The organism is Pseudobutyrivibrio sp., from assembly GCF_017471675.1.
Classification (GTDB): Bacteria; Bacillota; Clostridia; order Lachnospirales; family Lachnospiraceae; genus Pseudobutyrivibrio.
Window position 1 is genome coordinate 1 of record NZ_JAFUSK010000023.1, and the last position, 24612, is coordinate 24612.

The window sequence follows — 24612 nt, forward strand, 5'->3', positions numbered from 1 at the left end:
TGGTGGTGGTAGAAAACCTTGGAGACAGAAGGGAACAGGTCATGCAAGACAGGGTTCTACAAGATCTCCACAGTGGACAGGTGGTGGCGTAGTATTCGCTCCAACACCAAGAGATTATACATTTAAGCTTAATAAGAAGGAAAAGAGAGCAGCTCTTAAGTCAGTTCTCACTTCTGCAGTTAACGAGAACAAGTTCATCGTTGTTGACGAGCTTAAGTTAAACGAGATTAAGACAAAGGATTTTGCAAAGGTTCTTACAAACCTTAACGTTGAGAAGGCTCTTGTAGTTCTTGACACAAACGACAAGAACGTAGTTATGTCTGCAAAGAACATTCCTACAGTAAAGACAGCTCTTACAAACACAATCAACGTTTATGACATCCTTAAGTACAACACAGTAGTTGTTACAAAGGCTGCTGTAGATCAGATTCAGGAGGTATATGCATAATGGCAAATGTACAATATTATGACGTAATCCTAAAGCCTGTAATCACAGAGAAGTCAATGAACGCTATGGCTGAGAAGAAGTACACATTCTTAGTTCATCCAGAAGCTAACAAGACAATGATTAAGGAAGCTGTTGAGAAGATGTTCGACGGAGTAAAGGTTGCTTCAGTTAACACAATGAATGCTGATGGCAAGACAAAGAGACGTGGAATGACTTACGGAAAGACAGCAAAGACAAAGAAGGCTATCGTACAGCTTACAGCTGATAGCAAAGATATCGAGATTTTCTCAGGTCTTTAAGATTTAGCCTAAAGGCAAGAGTAAATTAATGTATGCGCAGTCGAGCGCGATAATAAACGAGTACATGAAAGGAGAACTAAAATGGGAATTAAGACATATAACCCATATACACCTTCTAGAAGAAATATGACTGGTTCAGATTTCGCTGAGATCACAAAGACATCTCCAGAGAAGTCACTTGTTGTTTCTTTAAAGAAGCACGCTGGTCGTAACAATCAGGGTAAGATTACCGTTAGACATCACGGTGGCGGTAACAGACAAAAATATAGACTTATCGATTTCAAGAGAAATAAGGATGGAATTCCTGCAAAGGTTATTGGTATCGAGTACGATCCAAACAGAACAGCTAACATCGCTCTTATCTGCTACGCAGATGGTGAGAAGGCTTACATCCTTGCTCCAGCTGGTCTTACAGACGGCATGACAGTTATGAACGGTGCTGACGCTGAAGTTAGAGTTGGTAACTGCTTACCACTTGAGAAGATTCCAGTTGGTACTCTTATTCACAATATTGAGCTTTATCCAGGTCGTGGCGGACAGCTCGTTCGTTCAGCTGGTAACTCAGCTCAGCTCATGGCTAAAGAAGGAAAGTATGCAACACTTCGTCTTCCTTCAGGCGAAATGAGAATGGTACCTCTTAACTGCCGCGCATCTATCGGTGTTATCGGTAACGGTGATCACAACCTTGTTAAGATTGGTAAAGCTGGTCGTAAGAGACACATGGGTATCAGACCTACAGTTCGTGGTTCTGTTATGAACCCTAATGACCATCCACATGGTGGTGGTGAGGGCCGCGCTCCTATCGGACGTCCAGGTCCATGTACACCTTGGGGCAAGCCTGCTCTTGGTCTCAAGACTAGAAAGAAACATAAGCAGTCTAACAAGCTCATCGTAAGAAGACGCGATGGTAGAGCAATCAAGTAAGGAGGATACACATGGCACGTTCATTAAAAAAAGGACCATTTGCTGATGCAAGCTTATTAAAGAAGGTTGATGCTATGAACGCAAACGGCGACAAGTCAGTTATCAAGACATGGTCACGTCGTTCTACAATCTTCCCACAGATGGTTGGACATACAATTGCAGTACATGACGGAAGAAAGCACGTTCCAGTATATGTCACAGAAGACATGGTTGGACACAAGCTTGGTGAGTTCGTTGCTACAAGAACCTACAGAGGTCACGGCAAGGACGAGAAGAAGTCAAAGGTACGCTAATTAACAGAAAGGAGTTTTTATCATGGCTAAGGGACATAGATCTCAAATTAAACGTGAGAGAAACGATGTAAAGGATACAAGACCTTCAGCAAAGTTATCTTATGCTAGAATGTCAGTTCAGAAGGCTTGTTTCGTACTTGATGCCATTCGTGGTAAGGATGTTGATACAGCACTTGCTATCGTAATGTACAATCCAAGATACGCTTCAAGCGTAATAGAAAAATTACTTAAGTCTGCTATTGCAAACGCTGAGAACAATAACGGCTTAGATCGTAAGGACCTCGTAGTAGCTGAGTGCTATGCAAACAAGGGACCTACAATGAAGAGAATCAGACCAAGAGCACAGGGTAGAGCTTACAGAATCGAAAAGAGAATGAGCCACATCACAATCGTGCTTGATCAGAAAAATTAAGGAGGCAAAACATGGGACAGAAAGTTAATCCTCATGGCTTAAGAGTCGGTGTTATTAAGGACTGGGATTCTAAGTGGTATGCTGAGGGCGAGAACTTCTCAGACTACTTAGTTGAAGACTATAATATCAGAAAATTTCTTAAGAAGAAGCTTTATGCTGCAGGCGTTTCAAAGATTGAAATCGAGCGTGCTGCTGGTAGAGTTAAGGTTACAGTTTACACAGCAAAGCCTGGCGTAGTTATCGGTAAGGGCGGCGCTGAAATCGACAAGATTAAGACAGAGCTCCAGAAGCAGACAAGCGATAAGCTTGTTGTAGATATCAAGGAAATCAAGAGACCAGATCGTGATGCACAGCTTGTTGCTGAGAACATCGCTGGCCAGCTTGAGAACCGTGTATCTTTCCGTAGAGCAATGAAGTCTTGCATGTCAAGAGCAATGAAGACTGGCATCAAGGGTATCAAGACAAGCTGTTCAGGTCGTCTTGGTGGTGCTGATATGGCACGTAGCGAGTCTTACAATGAAGGTACTATTCCACTTCAGACACTCCGTGCTGATATTGATTATGGATTCGCTGAGGCTGACACTACTTATGGTAAGGTTGGCGTAAAGGTATGGATCTATAAGGGTGAAGTACTTCCAAAGAAGAAGAATGTGGAAGGAGGAGCCGAATAATATGTTAATGCCAAAGAGAGCGAAGCATAGAAAACAGTTCCGTGGAAACATGGCTGGTAAAGCTTCAAGAGGAAATAAGATTTCATACGGTGAGTATGGTATCGTTGCAATGGAGCCAGCTTGGATTAAGTCAAACCAGATCGAAGCAGCTCGTATCGCTATGACACGTTATATTAAGCGTGGTGGTAAAGTTTGGATTAAGATTTTCCCAGACAAGCCAGTTACTGCAAAGCCTGCTGAAACTCGAATGGGTTCAGGAAAGGGTACACTTGAATATTGGGTAGCTGTTGTTAAGCCGGGCCGTGTATTATTCGAGATCTCAGGAGTATCTGAGGAAGTTGCTAGAGAAGCACTTCGTCTCGCTACACATAAACTTCCTTGCAAGTGCAAGATAGTTTCCCGTGAGGATTTAGAAGGCGGTGAAGCATAATGAAGAATACAAAGTACGTAGAAGATTTAAAGAACACTTCAGTAGCAGAGCTTAACGCTCAGCTCGTAGAAGCTAAGAAAGAACTTTTCAACTTAAGATTCCAGAATGCTACAAATCAGTTAGACAATACAGCAAGAATCCGTGAGGTTCGTCGTAACATCGCTCGTATTCAGACTGTTATCACAGAAGCTGAGAAGAATGCATAAAAGTGATATTAGAAATCGAACATAGTGAAGATTTCTAATGTCAGGAGGCTTTAGCCGACGATAGAGTTGAATCTTAACTATTTGAAAGGAGAACAAAGACGTGGAAAGAAACTTAAGAAAAACACGTACAGGTGTTGTTGTAAGCGATAAGATGGATAAGACAATCGTTGTTGCAATCCGCGACAATGTAAAGCATCCACTTTACAACAAGATCGTTAAGAAGACATATAAGCTTAAGGCTCACGATGAGAACGGCGACGCTCACATCGGAGATACTGTAAAGGTTATGGAGACTAGACCACTCTCTAAGGATAAGAGATGGAGACTTGTTGAAGTAATCGAGAGAGCAAAATAATTAAAGGAGGCTACTATAATGGTACAACAGGAAAGTAGATTAAAGGTAGCCGATAATACAGGAGCAAAGGAAATCCTTGTTATCCGTGTTATGGGTGGATCTACAAGAAGATATGCCAATATCGGCGACGTAATTACTGCTACCGTTAAAGATGCAACACCAGGTGGCGTTGTAAAGAAGGGTGACGTTGTTAAGGCAGTAGTTGTTCGTTCAGTTAAAGGTGCCCGTCGTAAAGATGGTTCTTATATCAAGTTTGATGAAAATGCTGCAGTCATCATTAAAGATGACAAGACTCCAAGAGGAACTCGTATTTTTGGACCTGTAGCTAGAGAGCTTCGTGAGAAGCAGTTCATGAAGATTGTTTCTCTCGCTCCAGAAGTATTGTAGGAGGAAGAGTAGAATGGCAACTATGAAAATTAAAAAGGGCGATACAGTTCGTGTCATTGCTGGTGGCGATGTAAACAACGAAGGTAAGGTTATCGCAGTAGATAAGAAGAATAACACCGTTACAGTTGAAGGTGTTAACATGGTTAAGCGTCATGTTAAGCCTAGCATGGCTAACCAGGCAGGCGGTATCATCGAGCAGGAAGCTCCTATCGATGCTTCAAATGTTATGTTACTTCATAACGGTCAGCCTACACGCGTTGGCTTCAAGATGGACGGAGATAAGAAAGTCCGTTTCGCTAAGAAGACTGGCGAAGTGATTGACTAATTGAAGAAAGGAGAACAGTTCGTTGAGTAGATTAAAAGATCAGTATCTTAATGAGATCGTACCAGCAATGGTAGAGAAGTTCGGATACAAGAATATTATGGAAGTTCCTAAGATCGACAAGATCGTTGTCAACATGGGTGTTGGCGAAGCAAAGGACAATGCAAAGCTTCTTGAGTCTGCAGTCAAGGATATGGAAATGATTACAGGCCAGAAGGCAGTTACAACAAAGGCAAAGAACTCAGTTGCTAACTTCAAGATTCGTGAAGGTATGGCAATTGGTTGCAAGACTACACTTCGTGGAGAAAAGATGTATGAGTTCGCAGATCGTCTCATCAACCTTGCACTCCCACGTGTACGTGACTTTAGAGGTGTAAATCCTAATTCATTCGATGGTAGAGGTAACTACGCTCTTGGTATTAAGGAGCAGATTATCTTCCCTGAGATCGAGTACGATAAGATTGACAAGACTCGTGGTATGGATATCATCTTCGTAACTACAGCTAAGACAGATGAAGAGGCTAGAGAATTACTTCGTTTATTCAACATGCCTTTCGCTAAGGAAGCATAGGAGGAAAGTTATGGCAAAGAAGTCAATGAAAGTTAAGCAGCAGCGCAAAGCAAAGTTCTCTACACAAGAGTACAGTCGTTGCAAAATCTGCGGTCGTCCACATGCATACCTTAGAAAGTATGGTATTTGTAGAGTATGTTTCCGTGAATTAGCTTACAAGGGACAGATTCCTGGCGTTAAGAAAGCTTCATGGTAATTAAGCGAGCACAGATTGAAAATTAGGAGGAAATTGCATCATGACAATGAGTGATCCAATAGCAGATATGCTTACAAGAATCCGTAATGCAAATACTGCAAAACATGATACAGTAGATGTTCCTGCATCAAAGATGAAGGTTGCAATTGCAGACATTCTTGTAGATGAAGGATTTATCACAAAGTATGACATCGTTGATAATGGTAACTTCAAGGATATCCGTGTTACATTAAAGTACGGTGCAAACAAGAACGAGAAGATTATTTCTGGTATTAAGAGAATTTCTAAGCCAGGTCTTCGTATTTACGCAGGTAAGGACGATATCCCATACGTTTTAGGTGGTCTTGGTATCGCTATCCTTTCAACAAACAAGGGCATCATCACAGATAAGGAAGCTCGTAAGCTTCAGGTTGGTGGCGAAGTTCTTGCATACGTTTGGTAATCATATCCAAACAAGTAACTAATTACCCAAAAGTATAACCCGATTATTGAAGTCGGACATACTATTATTTAAAGGAGGTACGGGCATGTCACGTATAGGAAGAATGCCAATCGCAGTTCCAGCTGGTGTTACAGTTGAGATTGCAGAAAATAATCATGTGACTGTAAAAGGTCCTAAGGGCACATTAGAGCGCACACTTCCATCAGAGATGGATATTAAGCTTGAGGGTGCAGAAGTTGTTGTTACTAGACCTAATGATTTAAAGAAAATGAAGTCTTTACATGGTCTTACAAGAACACTTATCAACAACATGGTTGTTGGTGTTACAACAGGCTATGAGAAGACTCTTGAAGTTAACGGTGTAGGTTACAGAGCATCTAAGGCTGGTAAGAAGCTTACTCTTAACCTTGGTTACTCACACCCAGTAGAGATGGAAGATCCAGAGGGTATTGAGTCAACAGTTGACGGAAATAAAATTATCATCAAGGGTATCGACAAGGAAAAGGTTGGCCAGTATGCAGCCAACATCAGAGATAAGAGAAGACCTGAGCCATACAAGGGTAAGGGTATTAAGTACGCTGATGAAGTTATTAGACGTAAAGTCGGTAAGACCGGTAAGAAATAGTAAAGGAGTGAATGTAAAATGGTAAGTAAGAAATCTAGATCAGTAATTCGCCAGACAAAGCATAGAAGACTTCGTAACACTCTAGCCGGTACAGCAGAAAGACCACGTCTTGCAGTGTTCAGAAGTAACAATCACATGTATGTACAGGTAATTGATGATACATGTGGAAATACACTCGTTTCAGCATCTACTCTTGACGCTGACGTTAAGGCAGATCTTGCAAAGACAAATAACGTAGAAGCTGCTTCAAAGCTTGGTACAGTTATTGCAAAGAAGGCACAGGAAAAGGGAATCAAGGAAGTCGTTTTCGACAGAGGTGGTTACATTTATGCCGGCAAGGTTGCAGCTTTAGCAGATGCAGCTAGAGAAGCTGGATTAGAATTCTAGGAGGAGAACACATGAAACGTGAAATCATTGACGCTAGCCAGTTAGAGTTAACTGAGCAGGTTGTAGAAATTAAGCGTGTAACAAAGGTTGTTAAGGGTGGACGTAACATGCGTTTCACAGCTCTTGTTGTAGTAGGCGATAAGAACGGACACGTTGGCGCTGGACTTGGCAAGGCAGCTGAAATTCCTGAAGCTATCCGCAAGGGTAAGGAAGATGCAATGAAGAAGCTTATCACAGTTAAGCTTGACGACAACCACAGTATTACACATGACATTCAGGGTAAGCACACAGGCGCTTCTGTACTTCTTAAGAAGGCTCCAGAAGGTACTGGTATCATCGCTGGTGGTCCAGCACGTGCTGTATGTGAGCTTGCAGGTATCGGAAATATCCGTACAAAGTCACTTGGATCATCAAATAAGCAGAACGTTGTTCTTGCTACTATCGAAGGACTTAAGCTTCTTAAGTCACCTGAAGAGGTAGCTAAGGCTCGTGGCAAGAAGGTTGAAGACATTCTTGCTTAAGGAGGAAAGTTAAAATGGCAGAGAAGAAGTTAAGAGTAACACTCGTAAAGTCTACAATCGGTGCTGTTCCTAAGAACAAGAAGACTGTAGAAGCACTTGGCCTTAGAAAGGTCAACAAGACTGTTGAGCTTCCTGACAACGACAGCGTTCGCGGAATGCTTAGAATGGTCAATCACTTAGTAAAAGTTGAAGAAATTTAATAGAAGGAGGTGCCATAATGGATTTATCTAACTTACAGCCAGCAGAAGGCTCAAAGCATAGCGATAATTTCAGAAGAGGCCGTGGTCACGGTTCAGGTAATGGCAAGACTGCTGGTAAGGGTCATAAGGGACAGAAGGCTCGTTCAGGCGGAAGCATTAGACTTGGATTCGAAGGTGGACAGATGCCTTTATACAGACGTCTTCCTAAGCGTGGTTTCAAGAATAGAAATACAAAGGAAATCGTTGGTATCAATGTTTCTTATTTAGAGAGATTTGATAATGGTGCTACTGTAACAGTTGATACACTTATTGAGAGCGGTATCATTAAGAACCCTCGCGATGGCGTTAAAATTCTTGGCGGTGGCGAGCTTACTAAGAAGCTTAATGTTCAGGCAAACGCTTTTAGTGCTAGCGCAAAGGAGAAAATTGAAGCCTTAGGCGGAACAGTAGAGGTGATCTAATGTTTCAGACACTACGCGATGCTTTTAAAATTAAAGATTTAAGAAGAAGAATTGGTTTTACATTTATAATGCTTATTGTTGTTAGGCTAGGAAGTTTACTTCCTGTGCCTGGCATCAATGGAAGTGCATTTGCTAGTTTATTTGAGAATAGCGACAGTGCATTGAATTTCTTTGATTCAATCACTGGTGGTTCATTCTCAGCTATGTCAGTATTTGCGCTTAATATTACACCATATATTACATCTTCTATCATTATGCAGTTGCTTACTATTGCTTTCCCTAAGTTAGAGGAAATGCAGCGTGATGGTGAGCAGGGCAGAAAGAAGATGACGCAGATTACTCGTTATCTTACAATAGCGTTAGCGTTAGGTGAATCAATTGCAATGGCAATTGGATTTGGTAGAAGCGGATACCTTGTATCTTATTCTGTTCCATACATTAATTATGTGCTTGTAGTAGCTTCTCTTACAGCAGGTTCTGCAGTATTAATGTGGATCGGTGAGAGAATCACTGAGAAGGGTATTGGTAATGGTATTTCAATAGTTCTTACTATTAACATTATCAGCCGTATCCCAGCTGATTTAACAAAGCTTTATGAGCAGTACATGGCTGGAAAGACAATTCCAAAGGCTACACTTGCAGCAATTATTATTGCAGCAATTATTGTTGCATTAGTCGTATTTGTAGTTATTCTTCAAAGCGCAGAAAGACGTATTCCAGTTCAGTATTCTAACAAGATTCAGGGAAGAAGACAGGTGGGTGGAAACTCATCAGTTATCCCAATGAAGGTAAATACAGCTGGTGTTATTCCAGTAATCTTTGCACAGTCATTACTTCAGACACCAATCATGCTTGTTCAGTTATTTGACAAGGATGGTGTTCAAGGATTCTGGGGCAAGATTCTTAATGGAATGAATCAGTCAAACTGGTTCACACCATCAAATTGGATTTATACAATTGGTGCTCTTGTATACGTATTGCTTATCATTGGATTTGCATATTTCTATACAGAGATTACTTTCAATCCTTTGGAAATTGCAGAGAACTTAAAGCGTTCCGGAGGATTTATTCCAGGTATTAGACCTGGAAAGCCTACATCCGATTATCTTACAGCTATATTAAGACATGTAATATTTATTGGAGCAATAGGTCTTTCAATAGTGGCTTTACTTCCAATCATCTTTAATGGTTTACTTGGAGCAAGCGTTTCATTCGGTGGTACATCAATCATCATTATTGTTGGTGTTATCGTAGAGACACTTAAGCAAGTAGAATCACAGATGATGGTACGTAATTACAAAGGCTTTTTAAATGATTAATAATCATTAAACACTTAAGAGAGATACGCGTATTGCGTATCTCTTAATGTGTTTAATATGAGTAGATTAATGGATTTAATCACTTATTTAATATTAGTTTTCAACTAAACATGCAGGAGGGTTTGTTTATGAAGATTATTATGTTAGGTGCACCTGGTGCAGGCAAAGGAACACAGGCAAAGCAAATTGCAAATAAGTATTCTATTCCTCACATTTCTACAGGTGATATATTCCGCGCTAACATTAAAAACGGTACAGAACTTGGCAAGAAAGCAAAGGAATACATGGATCAAGGTTTGCTTGTTCCAGATGAACTTACATGTGATCTTGTAATGGACCGCATTGCACAGGATGATGCAAAAAATGGATTTGTATTAGATGGGTTCCCAAGAACAATTCCACAGGCAGAGGCTCTTGATGCAGCTCTTACAAAGATTGGCCAGGCTATGGATTATGCTATTGATGTAGATGTTCCTGATGAGAATATCATTAACAGAATGTCAGGTCGTAGAGCTTGCCTAAATTGTGGCGCTACATATCATATCGTATCTATTCCTCCTAAGAAGGAAGGCGTTTGTGATACATGTGGTAGCAATCTTGTGTTAAGAGATGATGATAAGCCAGAAACAGTTAAGAAGAGACTTGATGTTTATCATGATCAGACACAGCCATTAATTGAGTACTACAGCAAGAAGGGCATTCTTAAATCTGTTGATGGTACACAGCCTATGGAAAAAGTATTTGAGGATATCACTTCTATATTAGGAGCTTAAGATGTCAGAAGTTATTACTATTAAAACTGAAGAAGAAATTCAATTAATGAGAGAAGCTGGCAAGATTCTGGCTCAGGTTCACGAAACATTAGCTAAAGAGATTCATGAAGGAATGTCTACTTTAGATGTAGATAAGCTTGGTGAAGAAGTTATTAGAAGCTTTGGATGTGAACCTAATTTTAAGGGGCTATATGGTTATCCAGCAAGTGTATGTGTTTCTGTTAACGATGAGGTTGTTCATGGAATACCTACAGATGATCGCATATTAGTAAATGGTGATATAGTAAGCCTTGATACTGGAGTGTTATATAAGGGGTATCATTCAGATGCCGCAAGAACTGTTCCAGTTGGTGAAATTAGCGAAGAGGCAAGACTTCTTATAGAAAGAACTCGCCAATCATTTTTCCAGGGTATGAAATATGCCAAGGCAGGAAATCATCTATATGATATTTCAGGAGCTATTGGAAGCTATGCTGAAAGCTTTGGATATGGTGTAGTAAGAGATTTAGTTGGTCATGGAATTGGCACTAGTCTTCATGAGGCACCTGAAATTCCAAACTTTAAGCGTCCATTCAGAAGAGGACCAAAGCTTAGAGCGGGAATGACATTAGCAGTTGAACCAATGATAAATGCAGGTTCTCCTGATGTTGCATGGATGGATGATGAGTGGACAGTAGTTACAATGGATGAGTCATTATCAGCTCATTATGAAAACACTATTGTTATTACTGATGGAAATCCTGAAATATTAACTCTTACACCATCTGAGCTTGCTAATCCGGAGGGTAACAAATGGATTTAATGCTTGCCAAATCAAAAGCTGGACATGATATAAAAAAGGTGTATGTGGTAGTGAGAGAGGAAGATGAATATCTTTACTTAGCAAATGGAACCACAAAGCTTTTATCAAATCCTAAGAAGAAAAAGAAAATTCATTTACAGCTTATAAAAAATATTCCATCTGAGGTGCTTGATGAAATCAAAGATGTCAGTGCACTGGATGATGTTAAAATTAAAAGAATTCTTAAAAGTTATAATAGGAGGAACGAAGATGTCTAAGGCAGATGTTATTGAGGTTGAAGGAGTAGTTGTTGAGAAGCTTCCTAACGCAATGTTTAAGGTTGAGCTTGAAAATGGTCATCAGATTCTTGCTCATATCAGTGGAAAGCTTAGACAAAACTACATCAGAATATTACCTGGTGATAAGGTAACAATCGAAATGAGTCCTTATGATCTTTCTAAGGGAAGAATTATTTGGAGAGATAAATAAAAAATTGTTGACATATATATAAACGGCCGCTATACTATTAAACGGACGTTTTTAATGTCCAATTTATAGATTGACCACAACCTTTGAATAAAAGGGCATGGAAAGGAGGAACATCGTGAAAGTAAGATCTTCTGTTAAGCCTATGTGCGAGAAGTGCAAGGTCATCAAAAGAAAGGGTAGCATTCGTATTATTTGCGAGAACCCTAAGCATAAGCAGCGTCAGGGTTAATCTGACATAGTTTGTGTAGCATTTTATTATGTGCGGCTGCAGTCTAAAGTGTATCTAATTTAGGCTGTTCATAATAAATAGGCCTATCATACCGAGGCCACATTGTTCCAGATGCGGGGATGCACACATTTCAGGCCGAGTAATCGGAGCTGCATTACTTGTATCGTTATTAATTAAGTAGAATTTTATGGAGGTGTAAACACACATGGCTCGTATTGCAGGTGTAGATTTACCAAGAGACAAGAGAATTGAAATTGGTTTAACTTACATATACGGAATTGGTAGAGTAAGCTCAAACAAGGTTCTTGAGGCAGCTGGTGTAGATCCTAACACTCGTGTTAAGGATTTAACTGACGATGAAGTAAAGAAAATCAGCACAGTTATCGATGAGACAATGACTGTAGAAGGTGATCTTAGAAGAGAAGTTGCCCTTGATATCAAGAGACTTCAGGAAATCGGATGCTATAGAGGAATCCGTCATAGAAAGGGTCTTCCTGTTCGTGGACAGAAGACTAAGACAAACGCTCGTACTCGTAAGGGTCCAAAGCGTACAGTAGCAAATAAGAAGAAGTAATTATATTCATAGAAAGAAAGTAGGTTAGTTTAATTATGGCTAAAGTTGCAAAGAAGACAACAAAAAAGCGTGTAAAGAAAAACGTTGAACACGGACAGGTACATGTTCAGGCATCTTTCAATAACACTATCGTTACTATTACTGATGCTCAGGGCAATGCTCTTTCATGGGCAAGTGCTGGTGGTCTAGGATTTAGAGGTTCAAGGAAATCTACTCCTTATGCTGCTCAGATGGCAGCTGAGACTGCAGTTAAGGCTGCATTAGTTCACGGTTTAAAGAGTGTAGATGTATTCGTAAAGGGACCAGGTTCAGGACGTGAAGCTGCAATCAGAGCAATCGATGCAAACGGCGTTCAGGTTCTTACAATTAAGGATGTTACACCAGTTCCACATAACGGATGTCGTCCACCAAAGCGTAGAAGAGTCTAATTAGGAGGGAAATCTAATGGCAGTTAATAAGACACCAGTTCTTAAAAGATGTAGATCTCTTGATTTAGATCCTACATTTTTAGGATATGATAAGAAGTCACACAGACAGAAAAATAGAGGAAGAGGAAAGAAGTCAGAGTACGCTCTTCAGCTTCAGGAGAAGCAGAAGGCTAAGTTCATCTATGGCGTACTTGAGAAGCCTTTCCGTAATTATTATGAGAAGGCTGACCGTATGAAGGGCATGACAGGTGAAAACCTTATGACAATCCTTGAGAGCCGTCTTGATAACGTAGTATTCCGTATGGGATTTGCTCGTACAAGAAGAGAAGCTCGTCAGGTTGTAGATCACAAGATGTTCCTTGTAAATGGTAAGCCAGTAAATATTCCTTCATATCTTGTTAAGGCAGGAGATGTTATCGAAGTTCGCGAGAAGTCAAAGAGCCTTCAGAGATTTAAGGATATTACAGAGGTAACAGCTGGTAGAACAACTCCTGAGTGGGTTGACGTTAATGCTGAGAGCCTTAAGGGTACAGTTAAAGAGCTTCCTAATAGAGAGCAGATTGATGTTCCTGTAGACGAGATGCTTATCGTCGAGTTATATTCAAAATAATAAATTTTAGTGAATGTTTACAAAAAGCACTTATACAAGCTTGCTTGTATAAGTGCGATTTGTTACAATTTTACTATGCGGCAGTAAGCGATGATACAGAATATTATTTAATATTCTGTTTTTTAGAGTCTATTAATTATTTAAGGAGGCAATGTAGTGTTAAATTTTGAAAACCCAAATATTGAAATCGCAGAGATTTCTGAGGACAAAAAATACGGCAGATTCGTTGTTGAACCTCTTGAGAGAGGATACGGTATAACACTTGGTAATTCACTTCGTAGAATTATGCTTTCGTCTCTGCCAGGTGCTGCAGTTAGCCAGATAAAGATTGAAGGCGTCCTTCATGAGTTCAGTGCTATTCCTGGTGTTAAGGAAGATGTTACTGAAATTGTTATGAACATTAAGGAATTGGCTATCAGAAACAATAGCTCTTCTGATGAGCCTAAGACAGCATATATTGAGTTCGAGGGTGAAGGCGTAGTTACAGCAGCTGATATTCAGGTTGATTCTGATATTGAAATCATTAATCCTGATCTTGTTATAGCTCACCTTAATGGTGGTAATGACTGCAAGCTTTACATGGAGCTTACAATCACAAAGAATCGTGGATACATTTCTGCTGATAAGAATAAGACACCTGATACACCAATCGGCAAGATTGCTGTAGATTCTATCTATACACCAATTGAGCGTGTAAACATGACTGTTGAAGACACTCGTGTTGGTCAGGTTACTGATTACGATAAGCTCACACTTGATGTATATACAAATGGTACAATGGGTCCTGATGAAGCTGTTTCTATGGCTGCAAAGGTACTCAGCGAGCATTTAAATCTTTTTGTAAATCTTTCAGATGCTGCACAGGATCTTAGCGTTATCGCTGACAAGCCTGATGATACAACAGGTAAGACTCTTGAAATGAGCATTGATGAGCTTGAGCTTTCAGTTCGTTCATACAACTGCTTAAAGAGAGCTGGTATCAACACTGTAGCAGAACTTTGCGATAAGTCCCCAGAGGATATGATGAAGGTTCGTAACCTTGGTCGCAAGTCTATGGAAGAAGTAGAGCAGAAACTTAGTGAACTTGGTCTTTCACTCAAAATGTTAGAAGACTAGTTTTTAAGTTATAACCAGGAAATAATGCATGGAAGATAAGACCGATGAGCACATCCGTGTATACTTTCCATCACTTAAGTTGCGGGGTAAGACCGATGAGCACCTGCGGCATGTTATTTAGGAGGAAAGCAAAATGGCAAAGTACAGAAAATTAAGCAGAACATCATCACAGAGAAAGGCTCTTTTAAGAAATCAGGTAACTGAGCTTCTTTACCACGGCAAGATTGTTACAACTGAAGCTAAGGCTAAGGAAGTAAGAAAGCTTGCAGAGCACATCATTACACTTGGCGTTAAGGAAAAGGATAACTTCGAAGAAGTTACAGTTCAGGCTAAGGTTGCTCGTAAGGACAAAGATGGTAAGAGAGTAAAGGAAGTTGTTGATGGCAAGAAGGTTACTGTATATGATACAGTAGATAAGAAGATTAAGAAGGATGCTCCTTCAAGACTTCACGCTCGTCGTCAGATGATGCAGGTTCTTTACACACCTACAGCTAAGGGTGTTAAGAAGAGCGAAACACACAAGGTTGACATGGCAAACTTCGTATTTGATGAGATCGCTCCAAAGTATGTTGATCGCAAGGGTGGTTACACACGTATCGTTAAGATCGGACCACGTAAGGGTGATGCAGCTATGGAAGTAGTTCTTGAGCTTGTTTAATATGTTTAACATGGGCTAGGACATTTGTCCTAGCTCTTTTTTTATTTCATACAATATATTTTACATATTATCTAAAATACTTTACAAAAATCTAAAAAACTAATGCTATTATTAATCAAAAAACTGTTGTAATATAAAAATAGTGATACTAATAAACAATGAGGATAAAATATGGCAGCTGATTCAACAAAGAAAATGACAGAGGGAAATCCACTTGGACTTATATTAGGATTTTCAATACCTATGCTTGCAGGATTATTATTCCAGCAAATGTACAATCTGGTTGATACGATTATAGTAGGCCAAACATTAGGCGATAGTGCCTTGGCGGCTGTTGGCTCTACAGGTTCTATAAATTTCTTAATTAATGGATTTTGTATGGGTATATGTTCAGGCTTTGCGATTCCTGTGGCTCAAAGATTTGGTGCAGAGTCTTATGATTCAATGCGCAAGTTTGTAGGAAATTCAATAATTCTTTCAGCCATTTTTGCAATTGTAATAACCACATTCGTAAGTATATTTTGCTTTCAGATACTGGAGATAATGCAAACTCCTGAAGATATTATTGAACTGGCATATTCATATATTTCAATTATTTTCTTTGGAATACCAGTTACATTTTTATATAATCTTACAGCTGGTATTATGCGCTCCTTAGGAGATAGTAAGACACCTACCTATTTCCTTATTATGGCAGCAGGTATAAATATAGTATTAGATATTGTCTTTATACTTGTTTTAGGAATGAGTGTTGATGGACCTGCATTAGCTACTGTTATATCCCAGTTAATTGCGGGACTTAGCTGCTTGATTTACATGAAGAAAAAATTCCCAATCTTAAAGCTAAAGAGAAGTGATTTGAAGCTAGGTCCTCACCATAGTCAGGTTTTGATTTCTATGGGTATACCATTTGGCCTTCAATACTCAATTACGGCTGTAGGGTCAGTAATCCTTCAAACAGCGGTAAACGGACTGGGAACAATCGCGGTTGCATCTATGACAGCAGGTGCTAAGGTGTCCATGTTTGTAGTATGTCCTTTTGATGCATTAGGTGGAACTATGGCTACATACGCAGGTCAAAATGTAGGCGCAAAGAACATTCCTAGAGTAAAGAAGGGAGTATGGACAGCCCAATTGCTTGGAACTATATATTCAGTATTTATATTTATTGTATTGTATTTTGCAGGAAGATATATTTTACGATTATTTACATCTACAGATATTGTAATAGAACAGGCAATGATGTTCTTGCTTGCTAACGGAATAACATATACATTACTGGCAGCTGTTAATATATTTAGATTTGCTATTCAAGGAATGGGCTTCTCAACATTTGCCATATATTCAGGCGTAATGGAAATGATTGCAAGAATTCTAGTAGCATTTACCTTTGTTCCAATGATAGGATTTTCTGGAGCAATTTGGGCTAGTCCTGTTGCATGGCTTTTTGCGGTAATATTCTTAGTTCCGGGATTATATTATTGCTGTCGAAAGTTAGAGGTTAAATTTAACGGTGAATATACCCATCATCTATAATTAAATATTAATTTAAAAAGGAGTCTTCGGACTCCTTTTATAAATCACATTGACTTTAGTAGATAAAAGTGCTAAAGTGAACACATTATAAATAAACTAGGAGGGGTTGCTATGAAAAAAATAGTTAGCACTTTACTTGCTCTTTCACTTGCAATGTCGCTTGTTGCTTGTGGAACAGATGCAGCTAAGGAAAAAGAATCAGCTACCGCAGCAACAGAAAAGACAGAAACAGCAGATAAGGCAGCAGATGATTCAAAAACATACAATGTAGGTGTTATTCAGCTTGTACAGCATCCAGCACTTGATGCTGCCACAGAGGGCTTTTCGGCTGCTCTTAAGGAAAAACTTGGCGAAAATGTAGAGGTTAATGTGCAGAATGCATCAGGTGATACAGCCACATGCGCTACAATTGCAAATTCATTTGTTTCAGACAATGTGGATTTGATTATGGCAAATGCGACACCAGCTATGCAGGCTAGCTCAACAGCTACAAACAGTATTCCAATCGTTGCTACATCTATCACAGATTATGGCACTGCACTTGGAATTAAGGATTGGACAGGTACAACGGGAATCAATGTAACTGGTACATCTGATTTAGCTCCACTTGATGGTCAGGCAGAAATGTTAAATGAGCTTTTCCCAGATGCAAAGGAAGTTGGTATCATCTATTGCTCAGGTGAGGATAACTCTTTATTCCAGGCTAATCAGATTACAGAATATCTTAAGGAATATGGATACAATGTAACAGCTTACACATTCTCTGATTCAGCAGATGTAGCTACAGTAGTTCAGACAGCATGCGGAGAAAGTGATGTTATCTATGTACCTACTGATAATGTTGCAGCCAGCTGCGCAGAGACAATCAATAACGTAGCAGTTACAGCAGGGGTTCCAATCATTGCTGGCGAGGAAGGAATCTGCAAGGGCTGTGGTATCGCAACACTTTCAATTTCATACTATGACATCGGATACGCTGCAGGTCTTATGGCTTACGAAATCCTTGTTAATGGAAAGGATCCAGCTTCATACGAGATTCAGTATGCTACAGAATTTACAAAGGAATATAATCCTGTAATAGCAGAGAAGTTAGGAATCAATCTTCCAGATGACTATGTTGCAATAGAAATGGAAGATTCTGAAGAATAAGATTTGCAATAAAATAAAAAATATTAGTGGGCAAGGTCAGTGTTTTGACCTTGCTCTTTGGAGTTAAAAAATGGGAATTGAAACATTAATAGCAGGAATGCCTGGTACCGTAGCACAGGGAATTATCTACGGAATCATGGCACTTGGAATTTACATTACATTCAAATTATTAAATTTTGCAGATTTGTCAGTAGACGGTTCTTTCGCCACAGGCGGAGCTGTTGCTGCAATGGTTATTATATCAGGTCACTCTTGGGTGCTTGCGCTCGTGCTTGCATTTATAGCTGGTGCCCTTGCAGGATTTATCACTGGTATGCTTCACACAGTATTTGGAATACCAGATATTTTGGCAGGTATCCTTACACAACTGGCGCTTTATTCAATAAACCTAAGAATAGCAAAGAATCAGCCAAACACACCAATCTCTGTAGATAAGTATAACCTGGCTGTTTCACTTAGATATAAGAATGATGCTCTTATTACAGTTTTTGTTATAGCTGTAATCATCATCGCTGTAATGTACTGGTATTTCGGAACAGAAATGGGTTCAGCACTTCGTGCCACAGGTACAAACCCTGCCATGGCTAAGGCACAGGGAATCAGTGTTAATGTAATGAAGGCATTTGGTCTTGTTATCTCTAATGCCATTGTTGCTTTTGCGGGAGCATTATTTGCCCAGTTTAACGGAAACGCAGATGTTAATATGGGTCGTGGTGCAATCGTAATAGGATTGGCATCAATCATTATAGGTGATGTGCTTTGCCAGGCATTGTTTAAGAAGAAATCAAATTTTGCTCTTTCACTTGCCTTTGTAGTAATGGGTGGAATTCTTTATTATATTTTTATTGCAATAGTTCTTTGGCTAAAGATGCCAGCAAACGATATGAAGTTATTTACAGCAATTATAGTGGCAATTTTCCTTGCAGTGCCATATCTCAAGAATAAGGCAAATAGCTCATTTTCTAAAGCTGCAAAGAGAGGAGGAAAGGTAAATGCTTAATGCTTTCAACTTACAAAAGACCTTTAATCCAGGCACAATAAACGAAAAGGTAGCTTTGAATGGAGCCACACTTTATCTTGAAGAGGGAGAGTTCTGTACAGTAATTGGTGGAAATGGTGCAGGAAAATCCACATTTCTTAACGCTGTAGCTGGCGTGTGGCCAGTAGACGGTGGCAAGATTGAAATAGACGGTATAGATGTTACTGGACTTCCAGAGCACAAGCGTGCTAAGTACTTAGGCCGCGTATTTCAAGATCCAATGACTGGGACAGCTGCCAACATGCAAATAGATGAGAACATGGCTTTAGCAGCCCGTAGAGGCAAAATAAGAGGCCTTGGCTGGGGTGTAACCAAGAGTGAGAGGGCTAAGTACCATTCTATGCTTAAAGAACTGGATTTGGGCCTTGAGGACAGACTAACAGCAAAGGTTGGCTTGCTTTCAGGTGGACAGCGCCAGGCTCTTACACTTCTTATGGCCACTATCCAAAAGCCAAAGCTCCTTCTTTTGGATGAGCACACAGCCGCTCTTGATCCAAAGACAGCATCTAAGGTACTTGAAATCACAGATATGCTTATTAAGGAGCATAATCTTACAGCGATGATGGTAACTCACAACATGCGCGATGCCATTAATTACGGTAATCGCCTTATCATGATGAATGAGGGAAGAGTTATCCTAAACATCAGCGGTGAGGAAAAGAAAAACCTCACAATAGAAGACTTGTTACACAAATTTGAAGAGGTTTCAGGTACAGAATTTACTAACGATACAGAAATATTATCAAAGTAAATAACTTAGCTTTTAAATAGATTCCTGTTTTTACCGAAGCGGGAATCTATTTATATGTATAAAATTTTTATTAAAACCATTACTTTTTCACCCATTTATGATAAATTAGAAGATGAAATTCTAGTTTAATCGGAGGCAGATGTGAACGAAAATAATAACAACCAAAACGGTGGAGATAAAAAGAATAATCGTCAGCCTTTTTATACATTAGGAATATTAGTACTGATAGCTTTGTTTTTTACCAGTATGATGTATAAGGGGGCCAGCGCCACCACTAACCAGGAAATCTCTTATACAGAGTTTATAACACTTGTAGAAGAGGATAAGGTTGCTGAGGTCAACTTTAAGGATGATGTGATTAATATCACCTTAAAGGAAGGCGAGACTTATGAGTCGGAAGATGAAGAGACAAAGAAGATTAATCAGCTCTACGAGAGTGCAGGTCAGACTGTGCAGACTAAGCTATATACAGCTTACCTCAGGGATGATGAGCTACTTCCATTACTTAAGGTTCATGGTGTAGATATAAAGGGTACTATTGCTGATTCCACAGCAGCCATCATTTATAACATCCTTTCATTCATCCTTCCACTTGTACTTCTATGGGTACTTTTAGGCTTCTTCATGAAGAAGATGGGTGGCGGTCCTATGGGCGTTGGTAAATCCAATGCCAAGCTTTACAACATGGAGCGCGCTACGGGCATCACATTCAAGGATGTTGCAGGCCAGGATGAGGCTAAGGAATCTGTGCAGGAGATGGTAGATTTCCTTCACAATCCTAAGAAGTACACCGAAATCGGTGCTAAGCTTCCTAAGGGTGCACTTTTAGTAGGCCCTCCAGGAACAGGTAAGACACTTCTTGCCAAAGCAGTTGCAGGTGAGGCAGGAGTTCCATTCTTCTCTCTTGCAGGTTCAGATTTTGTAGAGATGTTCGTTGGTGTAGGTGCTTCACGTGTTCGTGACCTTTTTAAGGAGGCACAGAAGGTTGCACCTTGTATCGTATTCATAGATGAGATTGATGCCATCGGTAAGAGCCGTGATGCTCATTACGGCGGTGGCAATGACGAGCGTGAGCAGACACTTAACCAGCTCCTTTCAGAGATGGATGGATTCGATTCTAACAAGGGTCTACTGATACTTGCTGCTACCAACAGACCAGAGGTACTTGATAAGGCTCTTCTTAGACCAGGCCGTTTTGACAGACGTATCATCGTTGACAGACCTGACCAGAAGGGACGTCTTGAAATCCTCAAGGTTCATGCCAAGGATGTTAAGATGGACGAATCTGTTGATTTGGATGCACTTGCACTTGCATCAGTTGGTCTTGTAGGTTCTGACCTTGCCAATATCATTAACGAAGCAGCTATCCTTGCTGTTAAGGCTAAGAGAAAATACGTTACACAGAAGGATTTATTCGAAGCATTCGAGCTAGTTGCCGTTGGTGGTAAAGAAAAGAAGGACAGAGCTATGAATGAAAAGGAACGCAAGATTGTTTCTTATCATGAGGTTGGGCACGCTCTTGTTTCAGCACTTCAGAAGGATGCTGAGCCAGTTCAAAAGATTACAATTGTTCCACGTACTATGGGAGCACTTGGATACACTCTTCAGACACCTGAGGAGGAGAAGTTCCTTGAGACTAAAGATGAGCTTATTGCCAAGATTGTTACTTACATGGGTGGTCGTGCTGCAGAGGATATCAAGTTTGGCACATACACATCAGGCGCCGCTAACGATATCGAGCAGGCTACCAAGATAGCAAGAGCTATGGTAACACGCTTTGGTATGTCAGATAAGTTTGGAATGATGGGTCTTGCTACAGTAGAAAGCCAGTATCTTGATGGCAGAGCATCACTTATTTGTGGTGAGAATACAGCAGCTCAGATTGATGACGAAGTCCTTTCTATGATTACAGATGCATACGCAAAGGCTAAGGAGCTTCTTACTGATAATATGGAGAGCTTAGATAAGATTTCCGAATATCTATTTGAACATGAAACAATTACAGGTAAGGAATTCATGAAGATTTTCAGAGAGATTAAGGGGATTCCTGAGCCTGAGGAAAAGAAGGATGAAAAGAACAGTTTCTTTGAATCAAGTGATTCACCAAAGGAAATTGTAGATGATCCTAATAACTTAGTAACAGATAATATTTTTGATGAGTAATTTATGGTAACTGAAGAAGACCTTAGTAAACTCCCGGACCAACCGGGAGTTTATCTAATGCATGGGAAAAATGACGAAATCATATACGTAGGTAAGGCACTGTCGTTGCGTCACAGGGTGCGACAGTACTTTCAGCCTAGCCATGATGAGGGGCTCAAGAAAAAGCAGATGGTGGCAAATATTGATTATTTCGAATTCATTGTCACAGATTCTGAGCTTGAGGCTCTTATTTTAGAATGCAATCTTATAAAAGAATATCGTCCAAAGTACAACACCATGCTTAGGGATGATAAGACATATCCTTATATCGAAGTTACTCTCCAGGAGGCTTATCCTAGGGTATTGTTTTCCCGCAGGATGAAAAAGAACGGTAGCAAATTCTTTGGACCATTCACATCTGCTGGGGCAGTTCACGATACAATAGATTTGGTTCAAAAGCTGTATAAGATAAGAACCTGCAATCAAAAGCTTCCTGAGAATTTTGGAAAGAATAGACCTTGTCTTAATTATCATATTGGTCAATGCTTAGGCCCATGCCAGGGCAACGTGCCAGAAGAAGAGTATCGTAAAAACGTAGATAAGGTTATCGATTTTTTAAATGGTGATTATTTTGACACCATAAAAGACCTTAAGGCAAAGATGCTAAAGGCATCTGAGGAAATGGATTTTGAGAAGGCTGCCATTTACAGGGATTTAATCGAATCTGTAAAGGCCTGTGCCGGCAGACAAAAGGCTACCCAGCTTGATGGTGAGGACAGAGATATTATTGCCATGGCTAAGGGACAGGAGGATGCTGTAGTTCAGGTATTCTTTATCAGAGGCGGCAAGATGATAGGCAGGGAGCATTTCTTTATAAATGTCAGAGTGGATGACACAGATGAGGATTTGTTGGAATATTTCCTTAAGGATTATTATACAGGCACCCCTTTTATTCCTAAGGAGATATTCGTCCAGATTGAGATGGAAGAAGCAGGTCTAATAGAAACATGGCTTACTAATAAAAAAGGTGCAAGAGTATATCTTAAGACACCAAAGGCAGGAACCAAGCATAAGCTTGTGGAGCTCGCAGCCAAGAATGCTCAGATGGTTCTAGATCAGGATAGAGAAAAAATCAAAAAGGAAGAAGGCCGTACAATTGGGGCAATGAAAGAAATTGCAGACATACTTAATCTTCCAGGCGCAAGCCGCATGGAGGCTTATGATATTTCTAATATTTCCGGCTTTCAATCAGTTGGTTCCATGGTGGTGTTTGAAAAAGGCAAGCCTAAACGCTCAGATTACCGCAAATTCAAGATTAAAACCGTTGAGGGACCAAATGATTACGCCTCAATGCACGAAGTCCTTACAAGGCGTTTTTCACACGGTATAGAGGAGTTAGAAGAAAACGGTGGAGTAATAGAAGGCAGCTTTACTAAATTCCCGGATATCATTATGATGGATGGTGGTAAAGGCCAGGTGCATATAGCAGAGCAGGTTATGGCTGAGCTTGGTCTTCATATTCCAATTGCAGGTATGGTAAAGGACGACCACCATAGAACCAGAGGCCTTTATTATAAGGACATGGAGCTTCCAATCGACACTCATTCAGAAGGCTTTCAGCTTATTACCAGGCTTCAGGACGAAGCCCATAGATTTGCCATCGAGTATCATAGAAGCTTGCGTAGCAAAGGTCAGGTTCACAGCTTCTTAGATGACATAGATGGCATCGGTCCTAAGCGAAGAAAAGCACTTATGAAAAAGTATGTGTCAGCAGAAAAAATGGCAGAGGCTTCTGTGGAGGATTTAATGGATACAGAATCCATGTCAAAAGAAGCAGCAGAAAATGTATACAATTACTTTCACCCTATTAATTCAAGCAAAAATGAGCTACAATAGGTTAAGATTTTAATTGTGAACGGAGGTTTTTATGGCAAATAATAAATTTGTTACAGTTGCTACTGTTATGGAAAGATTTAATCTTACCAACTACACACCAGAATTGAATTTGGAAGAGGCTAAGGTTACAGTTGCCGATGTTAACAGACCAGCGCTACAGCTTCATGGCTTTTACGAGCATTTCGAACCTAGCCGTATCCAGGTTATCGGTAATGTAGAAACTGCATATTTATCAAAGAAAACAGACGAGGAGAAGGCAGAAAGCTTTGCAAAGCTTTTCTCTTATGATATCCCTTGCGTGATTTATTGTAGGGATGAAAAGCCAGAAGAGGTTATTCTTAAGGAAGCCAACAAGGCAAAGATTCCAGTGCTTGGTACAGACCGTGCTACATCAGAATTTATGTCTGCTCTTATCTTTTCTCTTAACATGGATTTTGCTCCATACACCACTATTCACGGTGTACTTGTAGATGTTTACGGTGAAGGACTTCTTATCACAGGTGAGTCTGGAATCGGTAAATCAGAGGCTGCATTGGAGCTGATTCGTAGAGGTCACAGACTTGTTTCTGATGATGTTGTAGAAATCCGTCGTCCTAACAACGAAAGATTATATGGTAGAGCACCTTCAATCACTCAGTACCTCATTGAGCTTAGAGGTATTGGTATTATCGATGTTAAATCACTTTACGGTGTTGAGGCTGTTAAGGATGAGCAGCGCATCGATTTAGTTATCAAACTTGAGGATTGGTCAAAGGAAAAGGAATATGACCGCCTTGGAATGACAGATGAGTACATGAATATCTTGGGTATTGATGTAACATGCCATTCACTTCCAATCAGACCAGGTCGAAATCTCGCTATTATATGTGAAGCTGCAGCAGTTAACCATCGACAGAAGAAGATGGGATATAACGCAGCAGAGGAACTATATAGACGAGTTCAAAATAATATAAATGGTTAACAGGAGATTTT

Annotated in this window: 37 protein-coding genes; all 37 read left to right on the plus strand. The window is 40.0% G+C overall.

The annotated features are described in order from the left end of the window. On the plus strand, positions 1–448 hold a 448-nt coding region (rplD, locus tag IJ535_RS03720; protein WP_294299028.1), incomplete at its 5' end, for a 50S ribosomal protein L4. Continuing rightward, the gene (gene rplW, locus IJ535_RS03725) at positions 448–747 is read left to right on the plus strand and encodes a 50S ribosomal protein L23 (protein ID WP_028248325.1); all 300 of its coding nucleotides are present in this window, start codon (positions 448–450) and stop codon (positions 745–747) included. The genes rplD and rplW, both read left to right, overlap by 1 nt. Before the next feature lie 81 nt (positions 748–828). Next, positions 829–1671, plus strand: a complete 843-nt coding sequence (rplB, locus tag IJ535_RS03730) for a 50S ribosomal protein L2 (protein ID WP_044938688.1) — start codon at positions 829–831, stop codon at positions 1669–1671. Between the two features lie 11 nt (positions 1672–1682). Beyond that, on the plus strand, positions 1683–1964 hold the full coding sequence (gene rpsS / locus IJ535_RS03735; RefSeq protein ID WP_028242197.1) for a 30S ribosomal protein S19: 282 nt from the start codon (positions 1683–1685) through the stop codon (positions 1962–1964). Positions 1965–1986: 22 nt separating this feature from the next. Next, positions 1987–2376 (plus strand): 50S ribosomal protein L22, encoded by a 390-nt coding sequence (gene rplV, locus IJ535_RS03740; RefSeq protein WP_033153070.1) that lies wholly within the window; start codon positions 1987–1989, stop codon positions 2374–2376. 11 nt (positions 2377–2387) lie between these two features. Further along, complete coding sequence (gene rpsC / locus IJ535_RS03745) at positions 2388–3047, plus strand: 30S ribosomal protein S3 (protein WP_028234425.1); 660 nt, start codon at positions 2388–2390, stop codon at positions 3045–3047. A gap of 1 nt (position 3048) precedes the next feature. Continuing rightward, a complete protein-coding gene (gene rplP / locus IJ535_RS03750; protein ID WP_028234424.1) occupies positions 3049–3477 on the plus strand; it encodes a 50S ribosomal protein L16 in 429 nt (142 codons plus the stop codon). Further along, on the plus strand, positions 3477–3683 hold the full coding sequence (gene rpmC / locus IJ535_RS03755) for a 50S ribosomal protein L29 (protein WP_015548351.1): 207 nt from the start codon (positions 3477–3479) through the stop codon (positions 3681–3683). The genes rplP and rpmC overlap by 1 nt, the downstream gene beginning before the upstream one ends. A gap of 100 nt (positions 3684–3783) precedes the next feature. After that, positions 3784–4038, plus strand: coding sequence for a 30S ribosomal protein S17 (rpsQ, locus tag IJ535_RS03760; RefSeq protein ID WP_028234423.1), 255 nt, complete (start codon positions 3784–3786; stop codon positions 4036–4038). Between the two features lie 18 nt (positions 4039–4056). Next, a complete protein-coding gene (rplN, locus tag IJ535_RS03765; RefSeq protein ID WP_015548350.1) occupies positions 4057–4425 on the plus strand; it encodes a 50S ribosomal protein L14 in 369 nt (122 codons plus the stop codon). A 13-nt stretch (positions 4426–4438) separates the two neighbouring features. Continuing rightward, on the plus strand, positions 4439–4750 hold the full coding sequence (rplX, locus tag IJ535_RS03770) for a 50S ribosomal protein L24 (protein ID WP_015548349.1): 312 nt from the start codon (positions 4439–4441) through the stop codon (positions 4748–4750). A gap of 22 nt (positions 4751–4772) precedes the next feature. After that, complete coding sequence (gene rplE / locus IJ535_RS03775) at positions 4773–5318, plus strand: 50S ribosomal protein L5 (protein ID WP_028242195.1); 546 nt, start codon at positions 4773–4775, stop codon at positions 5316–5318. A 10-nt stretch (positions 5319–5328) separates the two neighbouring features. Further along, positions 5329–5514 (plus strand): type Z 30S ribosomal protein S14, encoded by a 186-nt coding sequence (locus IJ535_RS03780; protein WP_028242194.1) that lies wholly within the window; start codon positions 5329–5331, stop codon positions 5512–5514. Positions 5515–5554: 40 nt separating this feature from the next. Beyond that, complete coding sequence (rpsH, locus tag IJ535_RS03785; protein ID WP_028234420.1) at positions 5555–5956, plus strand: 30S ribosomal protein S8; 402 nt, start codon at positions 5555–5557, stop codon at positions 5954–5956. Positions 5957–6041: 85 nt separating this feature from the next. Continuing rightward, positions 6042–6581, plus strand: a complete 540-nt coding sequence (gene rplF / locus IJ535_RS03790) for a 50S ribosomal protein L6 (protein WP_033153082.1) — start codon at positions 6042–6044, stop codon at positions 6579–6581. Between the two features lie 18 nt (positions 6582–6599). Beyond that, positions 6600–6968, plus strand: coding sequence for a 50S ribosomal protein L18 (gene rplR / locus IJ535_RS03795; RefSeq protein ID WP_028242192.1), 369 nt, complete (start codon positions 6600–6602; stop codon positions 6966–6968). 11 nt (positions 6969–6979) lie between these two features. Then, complete coding sequence (gene rpsE, locus IJ535_RS03800) at positions 6980–7489, plus strand: 30S ribosomal protein S5 (RefSeq protein ID WP_015548344.1); 510 nt, start codon at positions 6980–6982, stop codon at positions 7487–7489. A 14-nt stretch (positions 7490–7503) separates the two neighbouring features. Then, a complete protein-coding gene (rpmD, locus tag IJ535_RS03805) occupies positions 7504–7689 on the plus strand; it encodes a 50S ribosomal protein L30 (RefSeq protein ID WP_015548343.1) in 186 nt (61 codons plus the stop codon). Positions 7690–7706: 17 nt separating this feature from the next. Beyond that, positions 7707–8150 carry a 50S ribosomal protein L15 gene (rplO, locus tag IJ535_RS03810; protein WP_015548342.1) on the plus strand — a complete coding sequence of 148 codons (444 nt, stop codon included), beginning with the start codon at positions 7707–7709 and terminating at the stop codon, positions 8148–8150. Then, a complete protein-coding gene (secY, locus tag IJ535_RS03815; protein ID WP_294299039.1) occupies positions 8150–9469 on the plus strand; it encodes a preprotein translocase subunit SecY in 1320 nt (439 codons plus the stop codon). The genes rplO and secY overlap by 1 nt, the downstream gene beginning before the upstream one ends. Positions 9470–9597: 128 nt before the next feature. Beyond that, a complete protein-coding gene (locus IJ535_RS03820) occupies positions 9598–10242 on the plus strand; it encodes an adenylate kinase (protein ID WP_294299041.1) in 645 nt (214 codons plus the stop codon). Between the two features lies 1 nt (position 10243). Next, positions 10244–11044, plus strand: coding sequence for a type I methionyl aminopeptidase (gene map / locus IJ535_RS03825; RefSeq protein WP_294299044.1), 801 nt, complete (start codon positions 10244–10246; stop codon positions 11042–11044). Next, positions 11035–11301: a KOW domain-containing RNA-binding protein gene (locus IJ535_RS03830; protein WP_294299047.1), complete on the plus strand. Its 267-nt coding sequence runs from the start codon at positions 11035–11037 to the stop codon at positions 11299–11301. Before map ends, IJ535_RS03830 begins: the two co-directional genes overlap by 10 nt. Then, positions 11294–11512 carry a translation initiation factor IF-1 gene (gene infA / locus IJ535_RS03835; protein ID WP_015548337.1) on the plus strand — a complete coding sequence of 73 codons (219 nt, stop codon included), beginning with the start codon at positions 11294–11296 and terminating at the stop codon, positions 11510–11512. Before IJ535_RS03830 ends, infA begins: the two co-directional genes overlap by 8 nt. A 115-nt stretch (positions 11513–11627) precedes the next feature. Continuing rightward, on the plus strand, positions 11628–11741 hold the full coding sequence (gene rpmJ / locus IJ535_RS03840) for a 50S ribosomal protein L36 (protein ID WP_004604068.1): 114 nt from the start codon (positions 11628–11630) through the stop codon (positions 11739–11741). A 205-nt stretch (positions 11742–11946) separates the two neighbouring features. Continuing rightward, a complete protein-coding gene (gene rpsM / locus IJ535_RS03845) occupies positions 11947–12315 on the plus strand; it encodes a 30S ribosomal protein S13 (RefSeq protein ID WP_294299049.1) in 369 nt (122 codons plus the stop codon). A gap of 35 nt (positions 12316–12350) precedes the next feature. Beyond that, the gene (gene rpsK, locus IJ535_RS03850; protein ID WP_015548335.1) at positions 12351–12743 is read left to right on the plus strand and encodes a 30S ribosomal protein S11; all 393 of its coding nucleotides are present in this window, start codon (positions 12351–12353) and stop codon (positions 12741–12743) included. A gap of 16 nt (positions 12744–12759) precedes the next feature. Further along, complete coding sequence (gene rpsD / locus IJ535_RS03855; protein ID WP_294299052.1) at positions 12760–13353, plus strand: 30S ribosomal protein S4; 594 nt, start codon at positions 12760–12762, stop codon at positions 13351–13353. 156 nt (positions 13354–13509) lie between these two features. Beyond that, positions 13510–14469, plus strand: a complete 960-nt coding sequence (locus tag IJ535_RS03860; protein WP_294299060.1) for a DNA-directed RNA polymerase subunit alpha — start codon at positions 13510–13512, stop codon at positions 14467–14469. A gap of 133 nt (positions 14470–14602) precedes the next feature. Further along, positions 14603–15127: a bL17 family ribosomal protein gene (locus IJ535_RS03865; protein ID WP_294299063.1), complete on the plus strand. Its 525-nt coding sequence runs from the start codon at positions 14603–14605 to the stop codon at positions 15125–15127. A gap of 171 nt (positions 15128–15298) precedes the next feature. After that, positions 15299–16663: an MATE family efflux transporter gene (locus IJ535_RS03870; protein WP_294299065.1), complete on the plus strand. Its 1365-nt coding sequence runs from the start codon at positions 15299–15301 to the stop codon at positions 16661–16663. Positions 16664–16774: 111 nt separating this feature from the next. Next, positions 16775–17812 (plus strand): ABC transporter substrate-binding protein, encoded by a 1038-nt coding sequence (locus IJ535_RS03875; protein ID WP_294299067.1) that lies wholly within the window; start codon positions 16775–16777, stop codon positions 17810–17812. A 70-nt stretch (positions 17813–17882) separates the two neighbouring features. Then, positions 17883–18812: an ABC transporter permease gene (locus IJ535_RS03880; RefSeq protein ID WP_294293192.1), complete on the plus strand. Its 930-nt coding sequence runs from the start codon at positions 17883–17885 to the stop codon at positions 18810–18812. Next, the gene (locus IJ535_RS03885) at positions 18805–19602 is read left to right on the plus strand and encodes an ABC transporter ATP-binding protein (protein ID WP_294293189.1); all 798 of its coding nucleotides are present in this window, start codon (positions 18805–18807) and stop codon (positions 19600–19602) included. The genes IJ535_RS03880 and IJ535_RS03885 overlap by 8 nt, the downstream gene beginning before the upstream one ends. Positions 19603–19743: 141 nt before the next feature. Further along, complete coding sequence (gene ftsH, locus IJ535_RS03890) at positions 19744–21765, plus strand: ATP-dependent zinc metalloprotease FtsH (RefSeq protein ID WP_294299069.1); 2022 nt, start codon at positions 19744–19746, stop codon at positions 21763–21765. A 3-nt stretch (positions 21766–21768) separates the two neighbouring features. After that, positions 21769–23640: an excinuclease ABC subunit UvrC gene (gene uvrC / locus IJ535_RS03895; RefSeq protein WP_294299071.1), complete on the plus strand. Its 1872-nt coding sequence runs from the start codon at positions 21769–21771 to the stop codon at positions 23638–23640. 31 nt (positions 23641–23671) lie between these two features. Next, positions 23672–24601 (plus strand): HPr(Ser) kinase/phosphatase, encoded by a 930-nt coding sequence (hprK, locus tag IJ535_RS03900; protein ID WP_294299075.1) that lies wholly within the window; start codon positions 23672–23674, stop codon positions 24599–24601. Positions 24602–24612: the final 11 nt, after the last annotated feature.